The organism is Roseibium sp., assembly GCF_039982295.1.
In the GTDB taxonomy this organism is placed as follows: Bacteria; Pseudomonadota; Alphaproteobacteria; order Rhizobiales; family Stappiaceae; genus Roseibium.
In genome coordinates this window covers 138,520-154,099 of record NZ_JBDWYP010000091.1, presented here as the reverse complement: position 1 = coordinate 154,099, position 15,580 = coordinate 138,520, and the positions used below count along the sequence as shown (strand labels likewise).

16 protein-coding genes are annotated in these 15,580 nt (G+C 57.8%); 4 read left to right on the top strand and 12 right to left on the bottom strand.

Annotation, left to right across the window (positions count from 1 at the left end; all coding sequences use genetic code 11):
* Positions 1 to 8 precede the first annotated feature (8 nt).
* Positions 9 to 863: an ABC transporter permease gene (locus tag ABJZ52_RS19775; protein ID WP_348192951.1), complete on the top strand. Its 855-nt coding sequence runs from the start codon at positions 9 to 11 to the stop codon at positions 861 to 863.
* Positions 864 to 1,031: 168 nt separating this feature from the next.
* Complete coding sequence (locus ABJZ52_RS19770; protein ID WP_348192948.1) at positions 1,032 to 2,261, top strand: M24 family metallopeptidase; 1,230 nt, start codon at positions 1,032 to 1,034, stop codon at positions 2,259 to 2,261.
* Positions 2,262 to 2,292: 31 nt separating this feature from the next.
* Here the strand turns inward: ABJZ52_RS19770 and ABJZ52_RS19765 are convergent, their stop codons facing one another.
* Genes ABJZ52_RS19765 through hisD form a run of 3 tightly spaced genes read right to left on the bottom strand, consistent with a single transcriptional unit; the run spans position 2,293 to position 5,386 of the window.
* Complete coding sequence (locus ABJZ52_RS19765; protein WP_348192946.1) at positions 2,293 to 3,312, bottom strand: LacI family DNA-binding transcriptional regulator; 1,020 nt, start codon at positions 3,310 to 3,312, stop codon at positions 2,293 to 2,295.
* Complete coding sequence (locus ABJZ52_RS19760; protein ID WP_348192943.1) at positions 3,312 to 4,079, bottom strand: SDR family oxidoreductase; 768 nt, start codon at positions 4,077 to 4,079, stop codon at positions 3,312 to 3,314. Before ABJZ52_RS19760 ends, ABJZ52_RS19765 begins: the two co-directional genes overlap by 1 nt.
* Positions 4,076 to 5,386, bottom strand: coding sequence for a histidinol dehydrogenase (hisD, locus tag ABJZ52_RS19755; protein ID WP_348192941.1), 1,311 nt, complete (start codon positions 5,384 to 5,386; stop codon positions 4,076 to 4,078). The genes ABJZ52_RS19760 and hisD overlap by 4 nt, the downstream gene beginning before the upstream one ends.
* A gap of 245 nt (positions 5,387 to 5,631) precedes the next feature.
* Between hisD and ABJZ52_RS19750 the strand changes: the two genes are divergently transcribed.
* Positions 5,632 to 6,411, top strand: a complete 780-nt coding sequence (locus tag ABJZ52_RS19750; RefSeq protein ID WP_348192938.1) for an HpcH/HpaI aldolase/citrate lyase family protein — start codon at positions 5,632 to 5,634, stop codon at positions 6,409 to 6,411.
* 85 nt (positions 6,412 to 6,496) lie between these two features.
* Here ABJZ52_RS19750 and ABJZ52_RS19745 read toward each other — a convergent pair whose 3' ends face one another.
* The 9 genes from ABJZ52_RS19745 to ABJZ52_RS19705 form a co-directional block, all read right to left on the bottom strand.
* Positions 6,497 to 6,850, bottom strand: a complete 354-nt coding sequence (locus tag ABJZ52_RS19745; protein WP_348192935.1) for a RidA family protein — start codon at positions 6,848 to 6,850, stop codon at positions 6,497 to 6,499.
* A gap of 34 nt (positions 6,851 to 6,884) precedes the next feature.
* The gene (locus tag ABJZ52_RS19740; RefSeq protein ID WP_348192932.1) at positions 6,885 to 7,985 is read right to left on the bottom strand and encodes an FAD-binding oxidoreductase; all 1,101 of its coding nucleotides are present in this window, start codon (positions 7,983 to 7,985) and stop codon (positions 6,885 to 6,887) included.
* 143 nt (positions 7,986 to 8,128) lie between these two features.
* On the bottom strand, positions 8,129 to 8,335 hold the full coding sequence (locus ABJZ52_RS19735) for a hypothetical protein (RefSeq protein ID WP_348192930.1): 207 nt from the start codon (positions 8,333 to 8,335) through the stop codon (positions 8,129 to 8,131).
* Positions 8,332 to 8,805 (bottom strand): hypothetical protein, encoded by a 474-nt coding sequence (locus ABJZ52_RS19730; protein WP_348192928.1) that lies wholly within the window; start codon positions 8,803 to 8,805, stop codon positions 8,332 to 8,334. The genes ABJZ52_RS19735 and ABJZ52_RS19730 overlap by 4 nt, the downstream gene beginning before the upstream one ends.
* A gap of 5 nt (positions 8,806 to 8,810) precedes the next feature.
* Positions 8,811 to 10,022, bottom strand: a complete 1,212-nt coding sequence (locus tag ABJZ52_RS19725; protein ID WP_348193199.1) for an agmatinase family protein — start codon at positions 10,020 to 10,022, stop codon at positions 8,811 to 8,813.
* 43 nt (positions 10,023 to 10,065) lie between these two features.
* Positions 10,066 to 10,824, bottom strand: coding sequence for an ATP-binding cassette domain-containing protein (locus ABJZ52_RS19720; protein WP_348193196.1), 759 nt, complete (start codon positions 10,822 to 10,824; stop codon positions 10,066 to 10,068).
* A 35-nt stretch (positions 10,825 to 10,859) separates the two neighbouring features.
* A complete protein-coding gene (locus ABJZ52_RS19715) occupies positions 10,860 to 11,681 on the bottom strand; it encodes an ABC transporter permease subunit (RefSeq protein ID WP_348192925.1) in 822 nt (273 codons plus the stop codon).
* Between the two features lie 70 nt (positions 11,682 to 11,751).
* Positions 11,752 to 12,819, bottom strand: coding sequence for a putative urea ABC transporter substrate-binding protein (locus tag ABJZ52_RS19710; RefSeq protein WP_348193193.1), 1,068 nt, complete (start codon positions 12,817 to 12,819; stop codon positions 11,752 to 11,754).
* A 507-nt stretch (positions 12,820 to 13,326) separates the two neighbouring features.
* Positions 13,327 to 14,079, bottom strand: coding sequence for an SDR family NAD(P)-dependent oxidoreductase (locus tag ABJZ52_RS19705; RefSeq protein ID WP_348192923.1), 753 nt, complete (start codon positions 14,077 to 14,079; stop codon positions 13,327 to 13,329).
* A 177-nt stretch (positions 14,080 to 14,256) separates the two neighbouring features.
* Between ABJZ52_RS19705 and ABJZ52_RS19700 the strand changes: the two genes are divergently transcribed.
* Positions 14,257 to 15,576 (top strand): aminotransferase class III-fold pyridoxal phosphate-dependent enzyme, encoded by a 1,320-nt coding sequence (locus ABJZ52_RS19700; RefSeq protein ID WP_348192920.1) that lies wholly within the window; start codon positions 14,257 to 14,259, stop codon positions 15,574 to 15,576.
* Positions 15,577 to 15,580 lie beyond the last annotated feature (4 nt).

The window sequence follows — 15,580 nt, the reverse complement described above, 5'->3', positions numbered from 1 at the left end:
AGAGAACCATGAGCGCACTACCTCCCTATGCCTCCACGGGCCAGAAATTGTGGCACTACACTTTCCGCGTTGTCTGCGGCCTGATCTTCTTCTTCCTGATCTTCCCGATCCTGGTGATCCTCCCGCTCAGCTTCAATGCGCAGGACTTCTTCACCTTCACCAAGGAGATGCTGGCGCTGAACCCGGAGGGATATTCCTTCAAGCACTATCAGGACTTCTTCACCAATCCTGACTGGCAGCAGGCATTGAAAAACTCGATCATGATCGCGCCTGCCGCGACGATCCTGGCGACCGGTTTTGGAACACTGGCCGCAATCGGCCTGTCGCGTCCGCATGTACCTTACCGTTCCGCCATCATGGCAATCCTGATCTCACCAATGATCGTTCCGCTGATCATTTCAGCGGCCGGAATGTACTTCTTCTATTCCCGCATCGGTCTTCAGGGCACCTACTGGGGCGTCGTGCTTGCCCACGCAGCCCTCGGCACACCTTTCGTGATCATCACGGTCACGGCGACACTTGTCGGTTTTGACCAGTCACTGGTCCGGGCGGCTGCCAGCATGGGTGCCAATCCCGTCAGAACCTTTTTCAAGGTGCAGATGCCGCTGATCATTCCAGGCGTTGTCTCTGGCGGCCTGTTCGCCTTCATCACGTCGTTCGATGAGGTAGTCGTCGTTCTGTTTCTCGGATCGGCGGGCCAAAAAACCTTGCCCTGGCAGATGTTTACCGGCTTGCGAGAGCAGATATCACCGACAATTCTGGCGGTTGCCTCACTTATGGTCGCCATCTCGATCGTCCTTCTGACCGTTCTTGAGGGCCTTAGACGGCGGTCTGAGCGTCTGCGGGGTCTTTCCCCAGGTTAAACACCTATCTCCGTATCCCTCAGGGACCGATGGCGGAACGCCAGCTATCGGGAAGAAGCGCGAGAGGCGCAACTTCGGCGGACCGACAATTCAATCAGGGCCTGGCGGGCCGGCTTCGCAAGGAAGCCGGCCCGTTTTCCGTTTTCGGCCCCAAGCAAGGAGTGGCAAATGAGTGTTGATATGATCCGCGTTTATGAAATGGAAAATGGCGCGAAGGCCTATTCCCCCTTTTCACACGGCGAAATGGACAGCCGTCAGGCAGGACTGAGAAAGACAATGGAGGCGCGCAAACTGGATGCCTGCCTCCTCACGTCCTACCATAACATCTGCTATTTCTCGGGCTTCCTCTACTGTGCCTTTGGGCGCAACTACGGCTTCCTTGTTACGGCTGATGAGGCGACAACCATCTCCGCCGGGATCGATGGTGGCCAGCCCTGGAGGCGCACCCACGGCGATGCGCTGACCTACACTGACTGGCGCAAGGACAATTTTTTTTACGCGATCCAGTCTCTGCTGAAGCTGCCGGGTTCAAAGGTTCACCGTATCGGAATAGAGTTCGACCATGTTTCGCTCGACCTCAAGGCCAAGCTGGAAGCCGCACTTCCGGGTGTGGAACTCGTCGACATCGCAGCCAACGTCATGATGCAAAGAACAATCAAGAGCACCGAAGAACACGCTCTCATCCGCGAAGGCGCACGGATCTGCGATCTGGGTGGACAGGCGGTCTATGACGCCATTCAAGCAGGAGTTCCCGAGCATGAAGTCGCCATCGCGTCGACCAACGCGATGATCCGCGAGATCGCCGCCAGCTTCCCCGATGTCGAGCTTATGGACACCTGGACATGGTTCCAGTCCGGCATCAATACGGACGGTGCACACAACCCCGTCACCAACAAGCGCATTGAAGCTGGCGACATTCTCAGCCTCAACTGCTTCCCGATGATCTTCGGTTACTACACTGCCCTCGAACGCACCCTCTTTTGCGAACGTGCCACTCCTCAGGAACTGAAACTTTGGGAGATCAACTGCGATGTCCACCGTGCCGGCCTTGAGCTGATCCAGCCGGGCGCCAAATGCAGTGATATCGCCAAGACACTGAACGAGATCTACCTCAGCCACGATCTTCTGAAGTATCGCAGCTTCGGCTACGGCCACTCCTTCGGCGTGCTCTCGCATTACTACGGCCGCGAGGCCGCCGTTGAGCTGCGCGAAGACATCGACACAGTTCTAGAGCCCGGGATGGTCGTCTCGATGGAGCCGATGATCATGGTCCCTGAGGGAGAACCAGGAGCCGGCGGCTATCGGGAACACGACATTCTGATCATCGGCGAGGATGGCGCCGACAACATCACCGGGTTCCCCTTCGGTCCCGAGCACAACATTGTGCCTGCGCGCTAGGGCCGGACGATCACCAAGAAAAAGCCGGGGGTCAGGCTGATCCCCGGCGGATGAGCCGTCCCGGCAAACGTTCGTGGAGCGCAGGAATCTGGTCCTTTTGGGTCCTGGCCAACAACTGGGACACCGTAGCCGAGACCATCTCGTCCAACGGCTGACTGACCGTCGTCAGATTGTAGGACGGCCAGCTTGCCATCGGCACATCGTCATAGCCGACTACGGACACCTCATCTGGAACCTGGAGCTTCAGCTCGAAGCGAAGGACATCCATGACGGCAAACGCCATGTGGTCGTTGGCGACAAAGACTGCATCGGGCCGCTCTGCTCGCGACACGTCAAAGAGGCTTCGAGCAGCATCGGAAGCCCCATCACGGGTAAAATCGCCACTGGCTTCAGCGAACAGACTGGAGCCGTGCTCCGCCAGTCGCCCTTTGAAGCCTGCGGCCCTTTCCCGTGCTGTCGACGACCCCGACCACCCGGAGATATGTGCAATCCGCTCACGCCCGGCCGTCACGAAGAGGTCGGCAACCTGCCTTGCGCCTTCGCGATTGTCAGAGGTCACCTCGCAGAGGTCCCGATGCCCTTGTCCCCGGTTGAAAAGGACCGCCGGAACGCCAGACCGCGCGCACTTCAAGGCAACGTCATCAGAAAGTCCGACAGAGGCTGCAACAATGCCGTCGACCTGATGGTCCAGCAGGTCCTGCACAACCCGATCGGTTTCACCGTCCTCCCGGGACACCATAAAAACCAGGATACGATAGCCCTTGGCCTGAAATGCCTTGGACAGCCGGGCCAGCGCTTCGGGATAAAACTGGTTCTCCAGGTAGGACACCAAAAGGCCGATAATGCGGGATCGCCCAGTAATAAGTGACCGCGCAAGCACGTTCGGCCGATAGCCAAGCTCATCAGCCGCTTTCTGAACCTTTTCCGCCATAAGTGGCGAGACAGAGGTGCCCGGCGTAAAGACGCGGCTCACCGCCGACTGACTGACCCCTGCCCGCTTGGCAACGTCATGTGCGGTGACCCGCACACCCTTCGTCACGCCACCCGGCATCAGTCAGCCGTCCATCCACCATCCACCATCATTGCCGTGCCGGTCACCAGGGACGACGCATCGCTGGCCAGATAAAGCACGGCACCCATGATGTCCGCGACCGTACCTGTCCGGCCAAGCTTGATCTTTTCCTTGACCCACTTGACCCGTTCCGGATTGTCGAACGTCGCTTCGGTGAAGGGCGTTCGGATAAAGGTCGGGCAGACCGTGTTGACGCGGATCTGCGAGCTTCCCCACTCCAGCGCCATAGCCTTGGTAAACCCCTCGACCGCAAACTTGGACGCGCAATAGACCGCGCGATCGACACCGCCCACATGACCCATTTGCGACGAAATCGTAATGAGGGATCCGGCACGTTTGGCCGCGATCAATCCCTTGGCAACGGCTTGTGCGAGAAAGTAGGCACCGCGCAGATTCACGTCCATTACGGCATCGAAGTCCTCGGGAGAGGTCTCCGCGGCGGACGAATGGCGTGCAAGTCCGGCACTGTTCACCAGAATGTCGAAAGGCCCATTTGCAGCGACCGTCGCAGCTGTCGCTTCAACGTCGGCGATATCGAGCAGCTGCGCCTCGGCAGACCAACCCTCGTCGGCCATCGCGGCAACGACCTGCTCAAGCTTTTCAACCCGGCGAGCGCCCAACACAACATGCGCGCCCGCTTCTGCAAGGGCGCTGGCACAGCCGAGCCCGATCCCCGAGGAAGCACCCGCAACAAGCGCCTTCTTGCCAGCAAGGCTGAAGGACGGTGTTCTTGGCAGTTCAATCATTCAGCCGCCTCCCCAAAAGGTACATTCTTGCCACCATATCTGCGCACACGCACATTGGCCTGCTCCGCGTGTCCGACAAACCCTTCCAGCATGCACAGTCGGGAACAGTATTCACCGATCCTCACGGCAGCCTCATCCGTCAGGACTTTCTGATAGCTATGCGTTTTCAGAAACTTGCCGACCCATAGTCCACCTGTATATCGACCAGCCTTGCGGGTCGGGAGCGTATGGTTGGTTCCAATCACCTTGTCCCCGTTGGCCACATTGGTACGCGGTCCCAGAAACAGCGCACCATAGGATGTCATTTTCTCAAGAAACCAGTCATCCCGATCAGTCATCACCTGGACATGCTCGGACGCAATCTCGTTCGCCACATCAAGCATCTCTTCATAGGTGTCACACAGGACTACCTCGCCATAGTCCCTCCATGACACGGCGGCCGTCTCGGCGGTGGGCAAAATACTCAAAAGACGATCAACCTCTGCCAGCGTCCCTTCTGCGAGTTTGCGAGAGTTTGTCACCAGAACCGCTGGCGAGTTGTAGCCATGCTCCGCCTGGCCAAGAAGGTCGGTGGCACAGAGTTCTGCGTCAACCGTCTCGTCGGCGATCACCATGGTTTCCGTCGGGCCGGCGAACAGGTCGATGCCGACCTTCCCAAAGAGCTGACGTTTGGCTTCCGCGACGAAGGCGTTCCCCGGTCCCACTAGCATGTGCACTGGCGCAATTGTTTCTGTCCCCAATGCCATGGCACCAACCGCTTGAATGCCGCCCAACACGTAGATTTCATGCGCTCCAGCGAGATGCATGGCTGCGATCACGGCTGGATTGGGCTTGCCCTTGAAGGGTGGTGTCGCCGCGATGATCCTCGGAACACCTGCCACAGATGCAGTCAGAACGGACATGTGAGCCGAGGCAACCATTGGAAATTTTCCACCCGGCACATAGCAGCCGACCGATTGGACCGGAATGTTCTTGTGCCCCAGGATCACCCCTGGTTCCGTCTCGATTTCAATGTCGGTCATCGACGCCCGCTGCGCTTCGGCAAACCGCCGCACCTGAGCCTGGGCAAAACGGATGTCTTCGAGATCACGCGGACTGACCTGCGCGATCAAAGCGTCAATGTCCTGTTGAGATAGCTGAAAGCTCGCAGGCACATAGCCGTCGAACTTCTCCGCGAGTTCCCGCACAGCAGCGTCACCGCGTTCGCCAATGTCCGCCAAGGCCGTCTCCACGATCTCGCGAACCTTGGCATCATCCACAGACCGTTCGGTCTCCGGCTTGCCCGTCTTCAGATATTCGACACCCATGCGATGCTCCCCCAGATACTGCCAGAACGCATAAAAGCTCAGAACCCTTGATTGATTGATTGAGAGCTAACATCGTTTGCATACGTATGCAAATTAGGTGATAGTCGCTCGGCGAACATCAAGGGCGAGAAGAAAAAGTTGAAATGTCTTTCTCTCGCTGAACTGGATTAGCGTCTCTGATGAGCTATGCTCAGGGGCAAGGCGAGGATCATCCGCCTAGATCAGACTATTTGAAAAGGACCGACATGCCCGCTCCTCAGAACACCTTCAAGGCAGCCCTCAAACGCGGTGAAGCGCAAATGGGATGTTGGATGGGCCTCGCAGACGCCTATGTCGCCGAGATCACGGCAACAGCCGGCTTCGACTGGGTGCTGATCGATGGCGAACATGCGCCCAACGATCTGCGCTCCATTTTGAGCCAGTTGAAAACCGTTGAGGCAAGCAGCAGTCATCCGGTTGTTCGTCTTCCGGTCGGCGAAACCTGGATGATCAAGCAAGCCCTTGATATTGGTGCCCAGACCTTGCTGATCCCCATGGTCGAGAGCCTGGCACAAGCCGAAGAACTTGTGGCTGCTGTCCGCTACCCTCCCGAAGGCACGCGCGGGGTCGGTGCTGCTCTCGGTCGCGCTTCCCGCTTTGGGGCGATTGAGGATTACGCAACAACAGCAGACGCAGAGATTTGTCTACTGTTGCAGGTTGAAAATCTGGCGGGACTCGCCGAACTGGACAACATTTTGAAGCTCGAGGGCGTGGATGGGGTCTTCATAGGGCCTGCCGATCTGTCAGCCGATATGGGCTTCCTCGGAAACGCGATGCATCCGAAGGTCGTCGCAACGATCAATGATGCCATAACCCGCATCAAGGACGCCGGAAAAGCCCCTGGCATCCTGACGACAGATCCTGCATTCCAGAAAAGCTGTCTGGATCTCGGTGCCAGCTTTGTTGCGACAGACGTTGATGTGTTTCGCTTCGCAGATGCTATGCGAAAGGCCGCAGGTGATGCCAAGGCGCTGCGCGACGGCTAATGCGTTTGCGCGCCAGCAGCTTAAGCAATTCGCCATATAGAAAAGGCCGGGACAAAAAATGCCCCGGCCCTTTGGTCAAAACGCCTTAGTCATTCAATGCAGCGACAATGATGATCTCGACCTTGTGATCGGGCGTCGCGAGCGCGGATTCGCCAGTCGCGCGCGCGGGTGCATTGTCTGCGTCAACCCAGGCATCCCAAACCGCATTCATCTCGGCAAAGTCATCCATTGACGCAAGCCAAATGGTTGCCTGCAGCAGGCGGGATTTGTCGGTGCCCGCCTGAGCAAGCAGATCGTCAACTTTCGACAAGACAGTCTTGGTCTGGTCTGTAACGCTCTCACCCGGCGTCCCGACCTGGCCGGCCAGCCACACGAGACCGTTGTGAATGACGGCCTGGCTCATGCGCGGGCCTTTGTCGAGGCGTTGAATATCAGTCATTTGGTATCCTTTCATGAAACACGTCCGGGAGGCGTCAGCCCTGGAGCCGGATCGGGTGAAGTGAGTTCAAAATGTCGGAAGACAGGGAAGGACTTTTCCCAAGACAAAGATCGGCTGCAAGCTGCGACAAAGCGGGGGCCGTTTGCACGCCGTAACCGCCCTGCCCTGCAAGCCAGAGAAATCCGTCAGCCTCAGGTGCAAAGCCAACCACTGGGGTCCGGTCCGGCGCGAAGGTTCGCAGCCCCGCCCAAGTGTGCTCCAGACGTTTCACCCGCAAATCAACCGCCTGTTCGGCGCGATAGATCCCCTCGGCGAGAACCATATCGTCCGGCCAGGCATCATGTGGTTCCACGGGATCTTCATCCGCAGGCGAAACCATGAACTTTCCCGCATCCGGTTTGATGTACCAGTCCTCGGCGGCACTCGCCACAAGCGGCCAATGATTGGGCGCAAGGCCGGCGGGCGGTGCAATGATTGCCGCACTCCGGCGCAATGCGGACAGACCAACCATGCCAACCTTGGCGAGTGCAGCGACCTGATCGGCCCAGGCCCCTGCCGCATTGATGATGACAGGTGCGTCAACACGGCCTACCGGTGTTTCAACTTGCCAGACACTTTCATGACGTAGAATTCCAGTCACCAGCGCATTTGTAACGAGTTCGGCTCCATGCCTGCGGGCAAGTTTGAGAAAGCCCTGCAAGAGCCGGTCGACATCGATGTCCTGCGCGGCTTTTTCAAAAGCGGCAGCCTGCACCCAGTCGCGTCGCAAAAGAGGGAAAAGCTCGATCGCTTCGGAAGCTTCGAGGCGCTCAAGACCGTCAGAACCCTCCAGATAGGTTTCAAGACTTGCGACACCGGCTTCATCAGCGACGATCATTTCGCCGCGTGGCGTAAGCAGTGAGCTGTCGCTGATGCCCTCGGGCTCGAACAGGACCGGCTCAGAGGCCGCATTCAGAGCCCGCAGCGTGGCGTTGCCGTAGTTGCGGATGTAAATCGCCGCCGACCGCCCCGTTGCATGCCGTGCGGGCGCATCCTCCATTTCGAGAATGACAACTGATGCCTCAGGAGCGATGCGCGCTGCGGCCCCGATCCCGGCGATACCACCGCCGATGATGATGACATCTGCAGTTTTCATGACTTGCTCTGAAATGTTCGAAGGAGACCACGGGAATCGAGGCTAAAGCCCGATACCGCAATCTCGCTCTTCGAGCGCCAATAGACAAGTCTGAAGTCATGCGTTCCCGCCGCAAGTCTTGAAAACTGCGGCGGGAACTACGCTTATCGTTTGGAAACCCGCCACCAGATGAGTGTCGCCAAAAGCACACCGCCAGCGGCAACCACCGCCATATGGAAGGGGGATGAAAGGAGATGCGTCGCGGCCTCACGCAAATTCACCTCGCCATGGTCGCCCGAATGCGCCAGGGCTGGCGAGATTGCCGCAAGGCTGGCGGCTGCGGTCAAGAGCTGGGTCGTAACCGTTTTCATGGATTTGTTTCTCCGCTTGCAATGCGCTCCCGCAGAATGTCGACCAGATCAACATCTGCGCGTTCGCTCAAAGACACATAGGTGAAGGTCATGGTCTCACGCTGGGAGACCATGTTGCCGGGGAACGGCATATAGACCAGCTCACGCGATGCAAAAGCTGGCGATGCAGTGCCGATCTGCCAGTTGGATGCAATAGCCGCGTCAACGAGATTGAGCGTCAGGCCATCGCTTCCTGGTTTCTGAAAGGGAATGCCCGAAAGACGCAGGTAGCTGATCTTGTCTTCAGCCGATCTGAAGCCATCAACAAAGCTTGTCGCCAGCACCTGAAGCTCTTCGATCTTTTCATGATTTGACGTGCCATGGACATGCGAATGCAGATGATCATGTCCATGGCTATGGTTGTGACCCGGTCCATGATCGTGGTGCTCATGGCTATGGCTATGCGGATGGTGGTGATGAGGATGTGCCACGACGGTCACCTCACGTCCGGACCGGCTGGAATGGACACCGGCTTGTCGATGATTGATTTGTGCGAGCCCATCTTGCCGTGGGACACGAGCGTTCCAAGGACATCTACGATGACACGCGTCGCAAGAAGCGCGGTGATATCGGAGCAATCATAGGGAGGCGACACCTCAACGACTTCGAGCCCGCAGATCCCCTCCTTGGCTACAAGAGAGACGAGCTCAAGCGCCTCCCGTGGCAGGAACCCTCCCGGTTCCGGCCAACCCGTGCCCGGAACAAAACCGCAATCCACGCTGTCGATATCAAACGAAATATAGACGGCATCCGCGTCCTTCCAGGCCAGCTCCAACGCTCTGGCCGCCGTTTCGGCCAGGCCAAGTTCCTCGACATCGCGCATGGTGAAGATGTTGGTGTTGCGCTCACGGGCCACCTCGACGCCTTCGCGCGGCACCTGCCAGCCACCAATGCCCACCTGAACAAGGTTGACCGCAGGCACATTCGCCAGATCCGTTGCGTGGAACCATGGCGTCGTATGCATCCGCTCATCAAGGTCCTTCTCCTGGATGTCGATATGACGGTCGAAGTGGACGATACCAATACGTTTGGAGGTGCACTGCGCGATCCCGCGCACGCATGGAAAGCCGATAGAATGGTCTCCACCGATCATGATCGGCAGCGCCCCGGACGACACCACATGGGACACCGCGCGCGTAATCTGGTCAAAGGTCTTTTCGATGTTGGCCGGGATGGTGAAGACATCACCGACATCACAGAGTGTCATCTGTTCGCGCAGATCCACGCCCATCTCGTAGTTATACGGCGTGTAAAGCGCGGAAATCTTGCGCACGCCCTGCGGACCAAACCGCGTGCCTGGCCGATAAGTCGTACCGCCGTCAAAAGGAATGCCGATGACCGCCGCATCATAGGCACCAACCTGTGTGACATCCTCGATGTAAGGCGCCTTCAAAAACGTGTTGATGCCGGCATAGTGCGGCAGCTCGCCCCGGGCAAATGTCGGGATCGACTTGTCGTTGATGGACTCGGCCCCCGTAAGCCCCATCCTCAGAGCCCACTGTTTCTCCTTCTCCCAGGCGGCGGATGGCAGCAAAGCTTCCTTTTCTGCCGATTTCCAACCACGCAGCTGCAGCTTGTCGAAGTCGGGGTGGTGCTGCCGCGAAGGCTCGTGAACACCTATCTGGCCAGCGGCCCTGCTTCGGGTCATGGGTCCCTGGTTGTCGAACGTGGTCATGAAGGTTCTCCCTTTCTCAGCTGTTTGCAGCAGTGTTTGGTTTCTCGCCGGAGACCAATGCGACCAGATCTGCGTCGCGTTGGTCATTGGCCTTGATCGGCAAGTCGTAGGTGATGGTCGCGCCATAGGCCTCAGGGGCCTGCGGGTCGTGGCGTATCTTGTCGAAGACCAGAAGCCTGGTTCCGAGTTTGAAAGCTTCATGGATGTCGTGCGTCACCATGAAAATCGTCATAGAGAGCTCATTCCAGAGATCATGAAGAAGCTCGTGCATGTCGGCGCGAATGCCCGGGTCGAGCGCGCCGAAGGGTTCATCCAGAAGCAGGACTTTCGGACGTTTGATGAGTGCCTGGGCGATTGCGAGACGCTGTTGCATGCCCCCGGAAAGCTGCGCCGGATAGCGACTGGCCGCCTGGCTAAGACCGATGCGCTCAAGCAAAGGTTCGATTTCGCGCAACTTGTCTTTCCGGGCTGAACCGAACAGTCGTCCCGTCAACGGAGAGGCCTCGAACTCGCTCGCCAAAATCAGGTTTTCTGCGACCGACAGATGCGGAAACACGGAATAGCGCTGAAAGACGATACCCCGGTCAGGTGTCGGCTCCTCCGGCAATGGCGTACCATCGAGGAGGATCGTCCCGCGAGAGGCCCTTTCCTGCGAAAGCAACAGTCTCAAAAAGGTCGACTTGCCGCAGCCGGATGCACCAACGATGGTGCAAAAGCTGCCTTCGCTGACATCGAGGCTCACCCGTTCGAGGATCGGAACGCCGTCGTAGTTCATGAACAAATTCTGGACGGACAGCTTAGGCTCTTGGGTCACAGGCTGTCTCCTTCCAGATGGTTCCAGGAGAAAGCGCGTTTCGACAGCGCGAGAAGAAGCCGGTCCAGAAGAAACGCAAGCAACGTGATCCAAAACACGTACGGCAGGATCACATCCATGGCCAGGTAGCGACGCACCAGAAAAATCCGGTAACCAAGGCCGGATGTAGAGGCAATCGCCTCCGCGGAAATCAGGAAAATCCAGGCTGGAACAAGCCCTAACCGGATCGCAGTGACCAGCTTCGGCAGGACCTGCGGCAGAACAAGACGTGTGATCATCTGCCAGACAGATGCACCAAGTGTCTCAGCCTTGATGATCATCTCACGTGGAATGTCGATGACCGCCTGCGCCGTGGAACGGATCATGACAGGCGCAGTGCCGACAACAATCAGGGCAATCTTGGCAACTTCGCCGAGACCGAAGACGATAAAGAGAATTGGCAAAACCGTGATCGGCGGAATCAACGAGAACGTGGCGAAGAACGGCGCAAGCGACCGGCGCACGTGCGGAATGAAGCCGAAGGCGATCCCCAGGAAGATGGCGAGGCCGGTTGATATCGCGATCCCCATGCCGAGCCGCCAAAGACTGTCGATCGTGTCGACCCACAAAAGCAGATCACCTGAGCGCCGGTCCGGCACAAAGGCCATTCGCCAGAAGGCTTCGCCCATCTTCTCCAGCGACGGCAGCAGCTTGTCTGCCGGATTTTCCAGGCGTCGATAGTGGCTCGCTACCGCATAGGCAATGATCACGCCCGCGAAAGGCACAATGCCGAGCGCAAGAGACGTCAGCCGACCGGGTCTCAGATTGATGATCCGCATGAGAAAGCCTTTCCGTTGACCCGGCTCAGCGCTGTGGCGCCAAGCCGGGTACCGGTTTCATGGAATGGGCTTAGAGGCTGCCGTCAGCAGCCATCTTCATGAAGGATGTATCGAACCGCAGTTTGACGTTGCCCTCGTCGCCGAAGACCGATCCGTCCGGGAAAGCCACGCCGACGAACTCAGGGCTCGGAGCCCCCTCACCGAGGATCCCCTTGTCGAAGAGGAATTCGGCGACGAACTTCATTGTGTCCGGCAACTCGGCGGATTCAGTAAAGTCGACGGCCTCGGCAGGCGCATAGAACATCTTGGTTGTCGCCAGCTGCGCGTCATAACCTGGCAAGTCAGTGCCAGACGCTTCGGCCATGGCGGTCCGTGCAGCCGCTCCATCGTCGCTGTCTGAAGACATCAGGGTCATAAGCTCATACCAGGCGCCGGTGAGCGCCTTGCCGAACGCCGGATTGTCCGCAAGCGTCTCGGTATTGACCATCATGACGTCGATGATCTCACCTGGAATACCGGCACTGTCGAAGACCTTGGTCGCATTGGCTTCCGCTTCAATTTCGGAAAGCAGCGGGTTCCAGGTCACAACCGACGTCACATCATCCGTCGCATAGGCCGCGATCATGTCCGCGTCGGACGTGTTGACGACGGTCAGGTCTTTCTCACTCAGCCCGACGGTATCGAGCGCACGAGCGAGCAAATAGTGAGACACCGAAAGCTCAACGAGGTTGACGGTCTGGCCCTTGATCTCGGCAAGTTCCGTCTTGTCTTTCAGGATGATGCCGTCGTTGCCGTTGGAATAGTCGCCCACGATCAGCGCCGTTGTGTCGACACCACCGCCGGCAGGAATGGACAACGCATCCATGTTGGTCATGGAGCAGCCGTCATATTGACCGGCCGTGTACTGGTTGATCGATTCCACATAATCGTTGATTTGGACGATATCGACGGAGATATCGTATTTATCGGCCCATTTTTTCATGATGCCGCTGTCCTGAAGATAGCCCCAGGGCATCCAGCCGACATAAATGGACCAGCAGACCGAAAACTCGGTCTTTTCCGCAGCAAGGGCGGATGGCGTGGCAAGCGGCATGGCGACTGCCGCGGCAAGGCAGAGGGATTTGGCGAAAGTCCGGATCATGGCTGTACGCGTCTCCTGTCTTGGCCGCCTCATCGGGCAGCCGTTGAAAGAGGCTTTCGCGCACATCCGGGAGAAGGTCTGCGCGCGCAAACCTGTGCAGTGGTCTCCCGGGTTTTTGTCCCGCCGTGTCACCAGACTATGAGTGATCTAAGATCAAATGTCCGGCGTGCACCTCTCGGTCCTATGCATGATCTTCTAACAGTTGAAGAACAAACCGGATCCCTAGGCGCGCTGCACGGTTTGATAAAAGCAATAACTGTGCCAGATCTCGACTTGCGCCAATTTAACGCAGTAAGATCAAAGCTTAGCACCATTTTGTTGGTGAAGCTGGTGCGGGTAGAATTGCATTCAAGCCCGAACGTACGATCACAAACTGTGCAGCTTCCATTCTATTTTGCCAAAAGTTTCAACAATTCACGAAACCGAGCGTTTTAGATTGCGAACAATTGTCAAACATCCAGGGCTGACGCGAAACCTTGTCATCAGCCCATGGGTCAGTGGGCGCTAATTTGGGTCGCGGGCAATTTGCCATCCACCCCAGGACTGGCTGACCGGCATCACTTCAAGCGAGTTGATGTTGATGTGCTTGGGCTGGGTCGCAACCCAATAGATCGTGTTGGCGATGTCTTCAGGCTGGATCGCATGTGCACCGCCATAAAGCGCGTCATAAGCTTCCTTGTTGCCTCCCGTGCGGATCATCGTGAACTCGCTTTCGCAGAGCCCCGGTTCAATCGAGGTCACGCGCACACCTTTGCCATGCAGGTCCGACCGCAGACCAAGAGAAAACTGACGCAGGAATGCCTTGGTGCCTGCATAGACGTTCCCTCCCGGATAGGGCCAGGTGGCGGCAATAGAAGATAGGTTCACGATCATTCCCTTGCGCGCGATAAGCATCGGCAACATCAGGTCCGTGATCGTCAAAAGGCCGGTGACATTCGTGTCGACCATGGTCTTCCAGTCCGAAAGCTTGGTCTCCGGTGCAGATGCTGTTCCAAGCGCAAGGCCGGCGTTGTTGACGAGAACATCAATCTCCTTGAACGCGTCAGGCAGACTTTCAAGCGCAGCCTTGGTCGCGTCTTCGTCTGTGATGTCGAAGACGAGGCCGTAAAAGCTCTCACCCAGCTCAGCCTTCAATTCGTCCAAGCGCTCCGCCCGGCGTCCCGTCCCGATCACCTGCCAGCCATTTTGCGCGAAGAGCCGCGCCGTGGCCGCACCAAAACCGGATGTGGTGCCCGTGATGAGAATAGTGCCAGTCATGGCGAAGCTCCTGCGTGGTTGCAAAGTTTGTCGCACCTTAGTCCCGACGCCAATGCAGACAATACCCAAAAGTCTCGACACGCGTTCTGGCCCTTATGAATCTGTCTTCTGGATCTAAAGTCGACAGACCAGAGAGTTCTAACTGGGGCAAAGAGTGTTGTTCAAAGGATACCCGCCATGACCCAGATGCCCATCAACATGGATCACCACTGGTTGCCGTTTTCCAACAACCGCCTGTTCCATGCCGAACCCCAGATGTTCGAGAGCGCAAAGGGCGTGAAATATTGGACACCGGAGGGCCGTGACGTTCTGGATGGCTCTTCCGGGCTTTTCACCTGTGCCGCCGGTCATGGTCGCAGCGAGATCGCCGAAGCGGTCTATGAGCAGATCCAGAAGCTCGACTATACGCCCCATTTCCAGCGCGCTGCGCCAATCTCGTTTGAACTTGCGGAAAAACTCAGCGACCTGCTGCCAGAGGGCCTGGATCGTATCTTCTTCGCCTCATCGGGATCGGAAGCAGTCGACAGCGCGATCAAGATTTGCCTCGCTTATCACAAGGCAAATGGCGACCCTCAGCGCACCAAGCTGGTCTCCCGCGCCTGGGGCTATCACGGTGTAAACCTTGGCGGCACATCACTCGCGGGGATGGTCGGCAACCGCCGGGATTTCGGCGGGATCACCTGCGACGTCGTCCATATGCGCCACACCTGGAACGAAGACCAGAGATACACGCGCGGCCAGCCCGAAGATGGCGCTCACCTTGCGGACGACCTGGAAGAGATCTGCCAGACCTACGGTGGAGAAACCATCGCGGCCGTCTTTGTCGAGCCAATTGCCGGCTCCATCGGCACCGTCGTACCGCCGGTTGGCTACTTGAAGCGACTGCGCGAGATAGCGGACAAATACGGCATCCTGCTGGTCTTTGATGAGGTCATCACCGGTTTCGGAAGGACCGGCTCAGCCTTCGCAAGCCAGGAGTTCGGCGTGACCCCTGACGTCATGACCATGGCAAAGGCACTGACCAACGGCGCAATTCCCATGAGCGCTGTCGCAGTCAAGACTGAAATCCAGGATCGGGTAATTCAGTCTATCACCGCCGACCGGCCAGAGCTGATGCACGGATACACCTATTCGGCCCATCCCGTCGCATGTGCGGCCGCATTGGCAACCTTGAAGATCTATGAGGACGACCAGCTGTTCGAGCGCGGCAAAGCCCTCTCAGACACCTTTCTGGACCTAGTGTTTTCATTGCGCAACCTGCCTCAGGTCGCCGACTTGCGAGGCTATGGCATGATGTCGGGCATACAATTGAAGCCCGGCGCAACGCCGGGCGCAAAAGGCTCGATTGTCCAGCGCCGCCTCTTTGACGAAGGATTGCATGTAAAGGCAACGGGCGATGCGGTCATCTTCGCCCCTGCGCTGGTCTCAACGGAAGAAGACCTGACGCAGATGACAGCGATCCTGCAAAAGACCCTCGGTGACGCGGAACTTGCATAAACTG

Coding starts and splice junctions, on each gene's coding strand:
- ABJZ52_RS19775 (WP_348192951.1), top strand. CDS start 9: ATGAGCGCACTACCTCCCTATGCCTCCACGGGCCAGAAATTGTGGCAC.
- ABJZ52_RS19770 (WP_348192948.1), top strand. CDS start 1,032: ATGAGTGTTGATATGATCCGCGTTTATGAAATGGAAAATGGCGCGAAG.
- ABJZ52_RS19765 (WP_348192946.1), bottom strand. CDS start 3,312: ATGCCGGGTGGCGTGACGAAGGGTGTGCGGGTCACCGCACATGACGTT.
- ABJZ52_RS19760 (WP_348192943.1), bottom strand. CDS start 4,079: ATGATTGAACTGCCAAGAACACCGTCCTTCAGCCTTGCTGGCAAGAAG.
- hisD (WP_348192941.1), bottom strand. CDS start 5,386: ATGGGTGTCGAATATCTGAAGACGGGCAAGCCGGAGACCGAACGGTCT.
- ABJZ52_RS19750 (WP_348192938.1), top strand. CDS start 5,632: ATGCCCGCTCCTCAGAACACCTTCAAGGCAGCCCTCAAACGCGGTGAA.
- ABJZ52_RS19745 (WP_348192935.1), bottom strand. CDS start 6,850: ATGACTGATATTCAACGCCTCGACAAAGGCCCGCGCATGAGCCAGGCC.
- ABJZ52_RS19740 (WP_348192932.1), bottom strand. CDS start 7,985: ATGAAAACTGCAGATGTCATCATCATCGGCGGTGGTATCGCCGGGATC.
- ABJZ52_RS19735 (WP_348192930.1), bottom strand. CDS start 8,335: ATGAAAACGGTTACGACCCAGCTCTTGACCGCAGCCGCCAGCCTTGCG.
- ABJZ52_RS19725 (WP_348193199.1), bottom strand. CDS start 10,022: ATGACCCGAAGCAGGGCCGCTGGCCAGATAGGTGTTCACGAGCCTTCG.
- ABJZ52_RS19720 (WP_348193196.1), bottom strand. CDS start 10,824: ATGAACTACGACGGCGTTCCGATCCTCGAACGGGTGAGCCTCGATGTC.
- ABJZ52_RS19715 (WP_348192925.1), bottom strand. CDS start 11,681: ATGCGGATCATCAATCTGAGACCCGGTCGGCTGACGTCTCTTGCGCTC.
- ABJZ52_RS19705 (WP_348192923.1), bottom strand. CDS start 14,079: ATGACTGGCACTATTCTCATCACGGGCACCACATCCGGTTTTGGTGCG.
- ABJZ52_RS19700 (WP_348192920.1), top strand. CDS start 14,257: ATGACCCAGATGCCCATCAACATGGATCACCACTGGTTGCCGTTTTCC.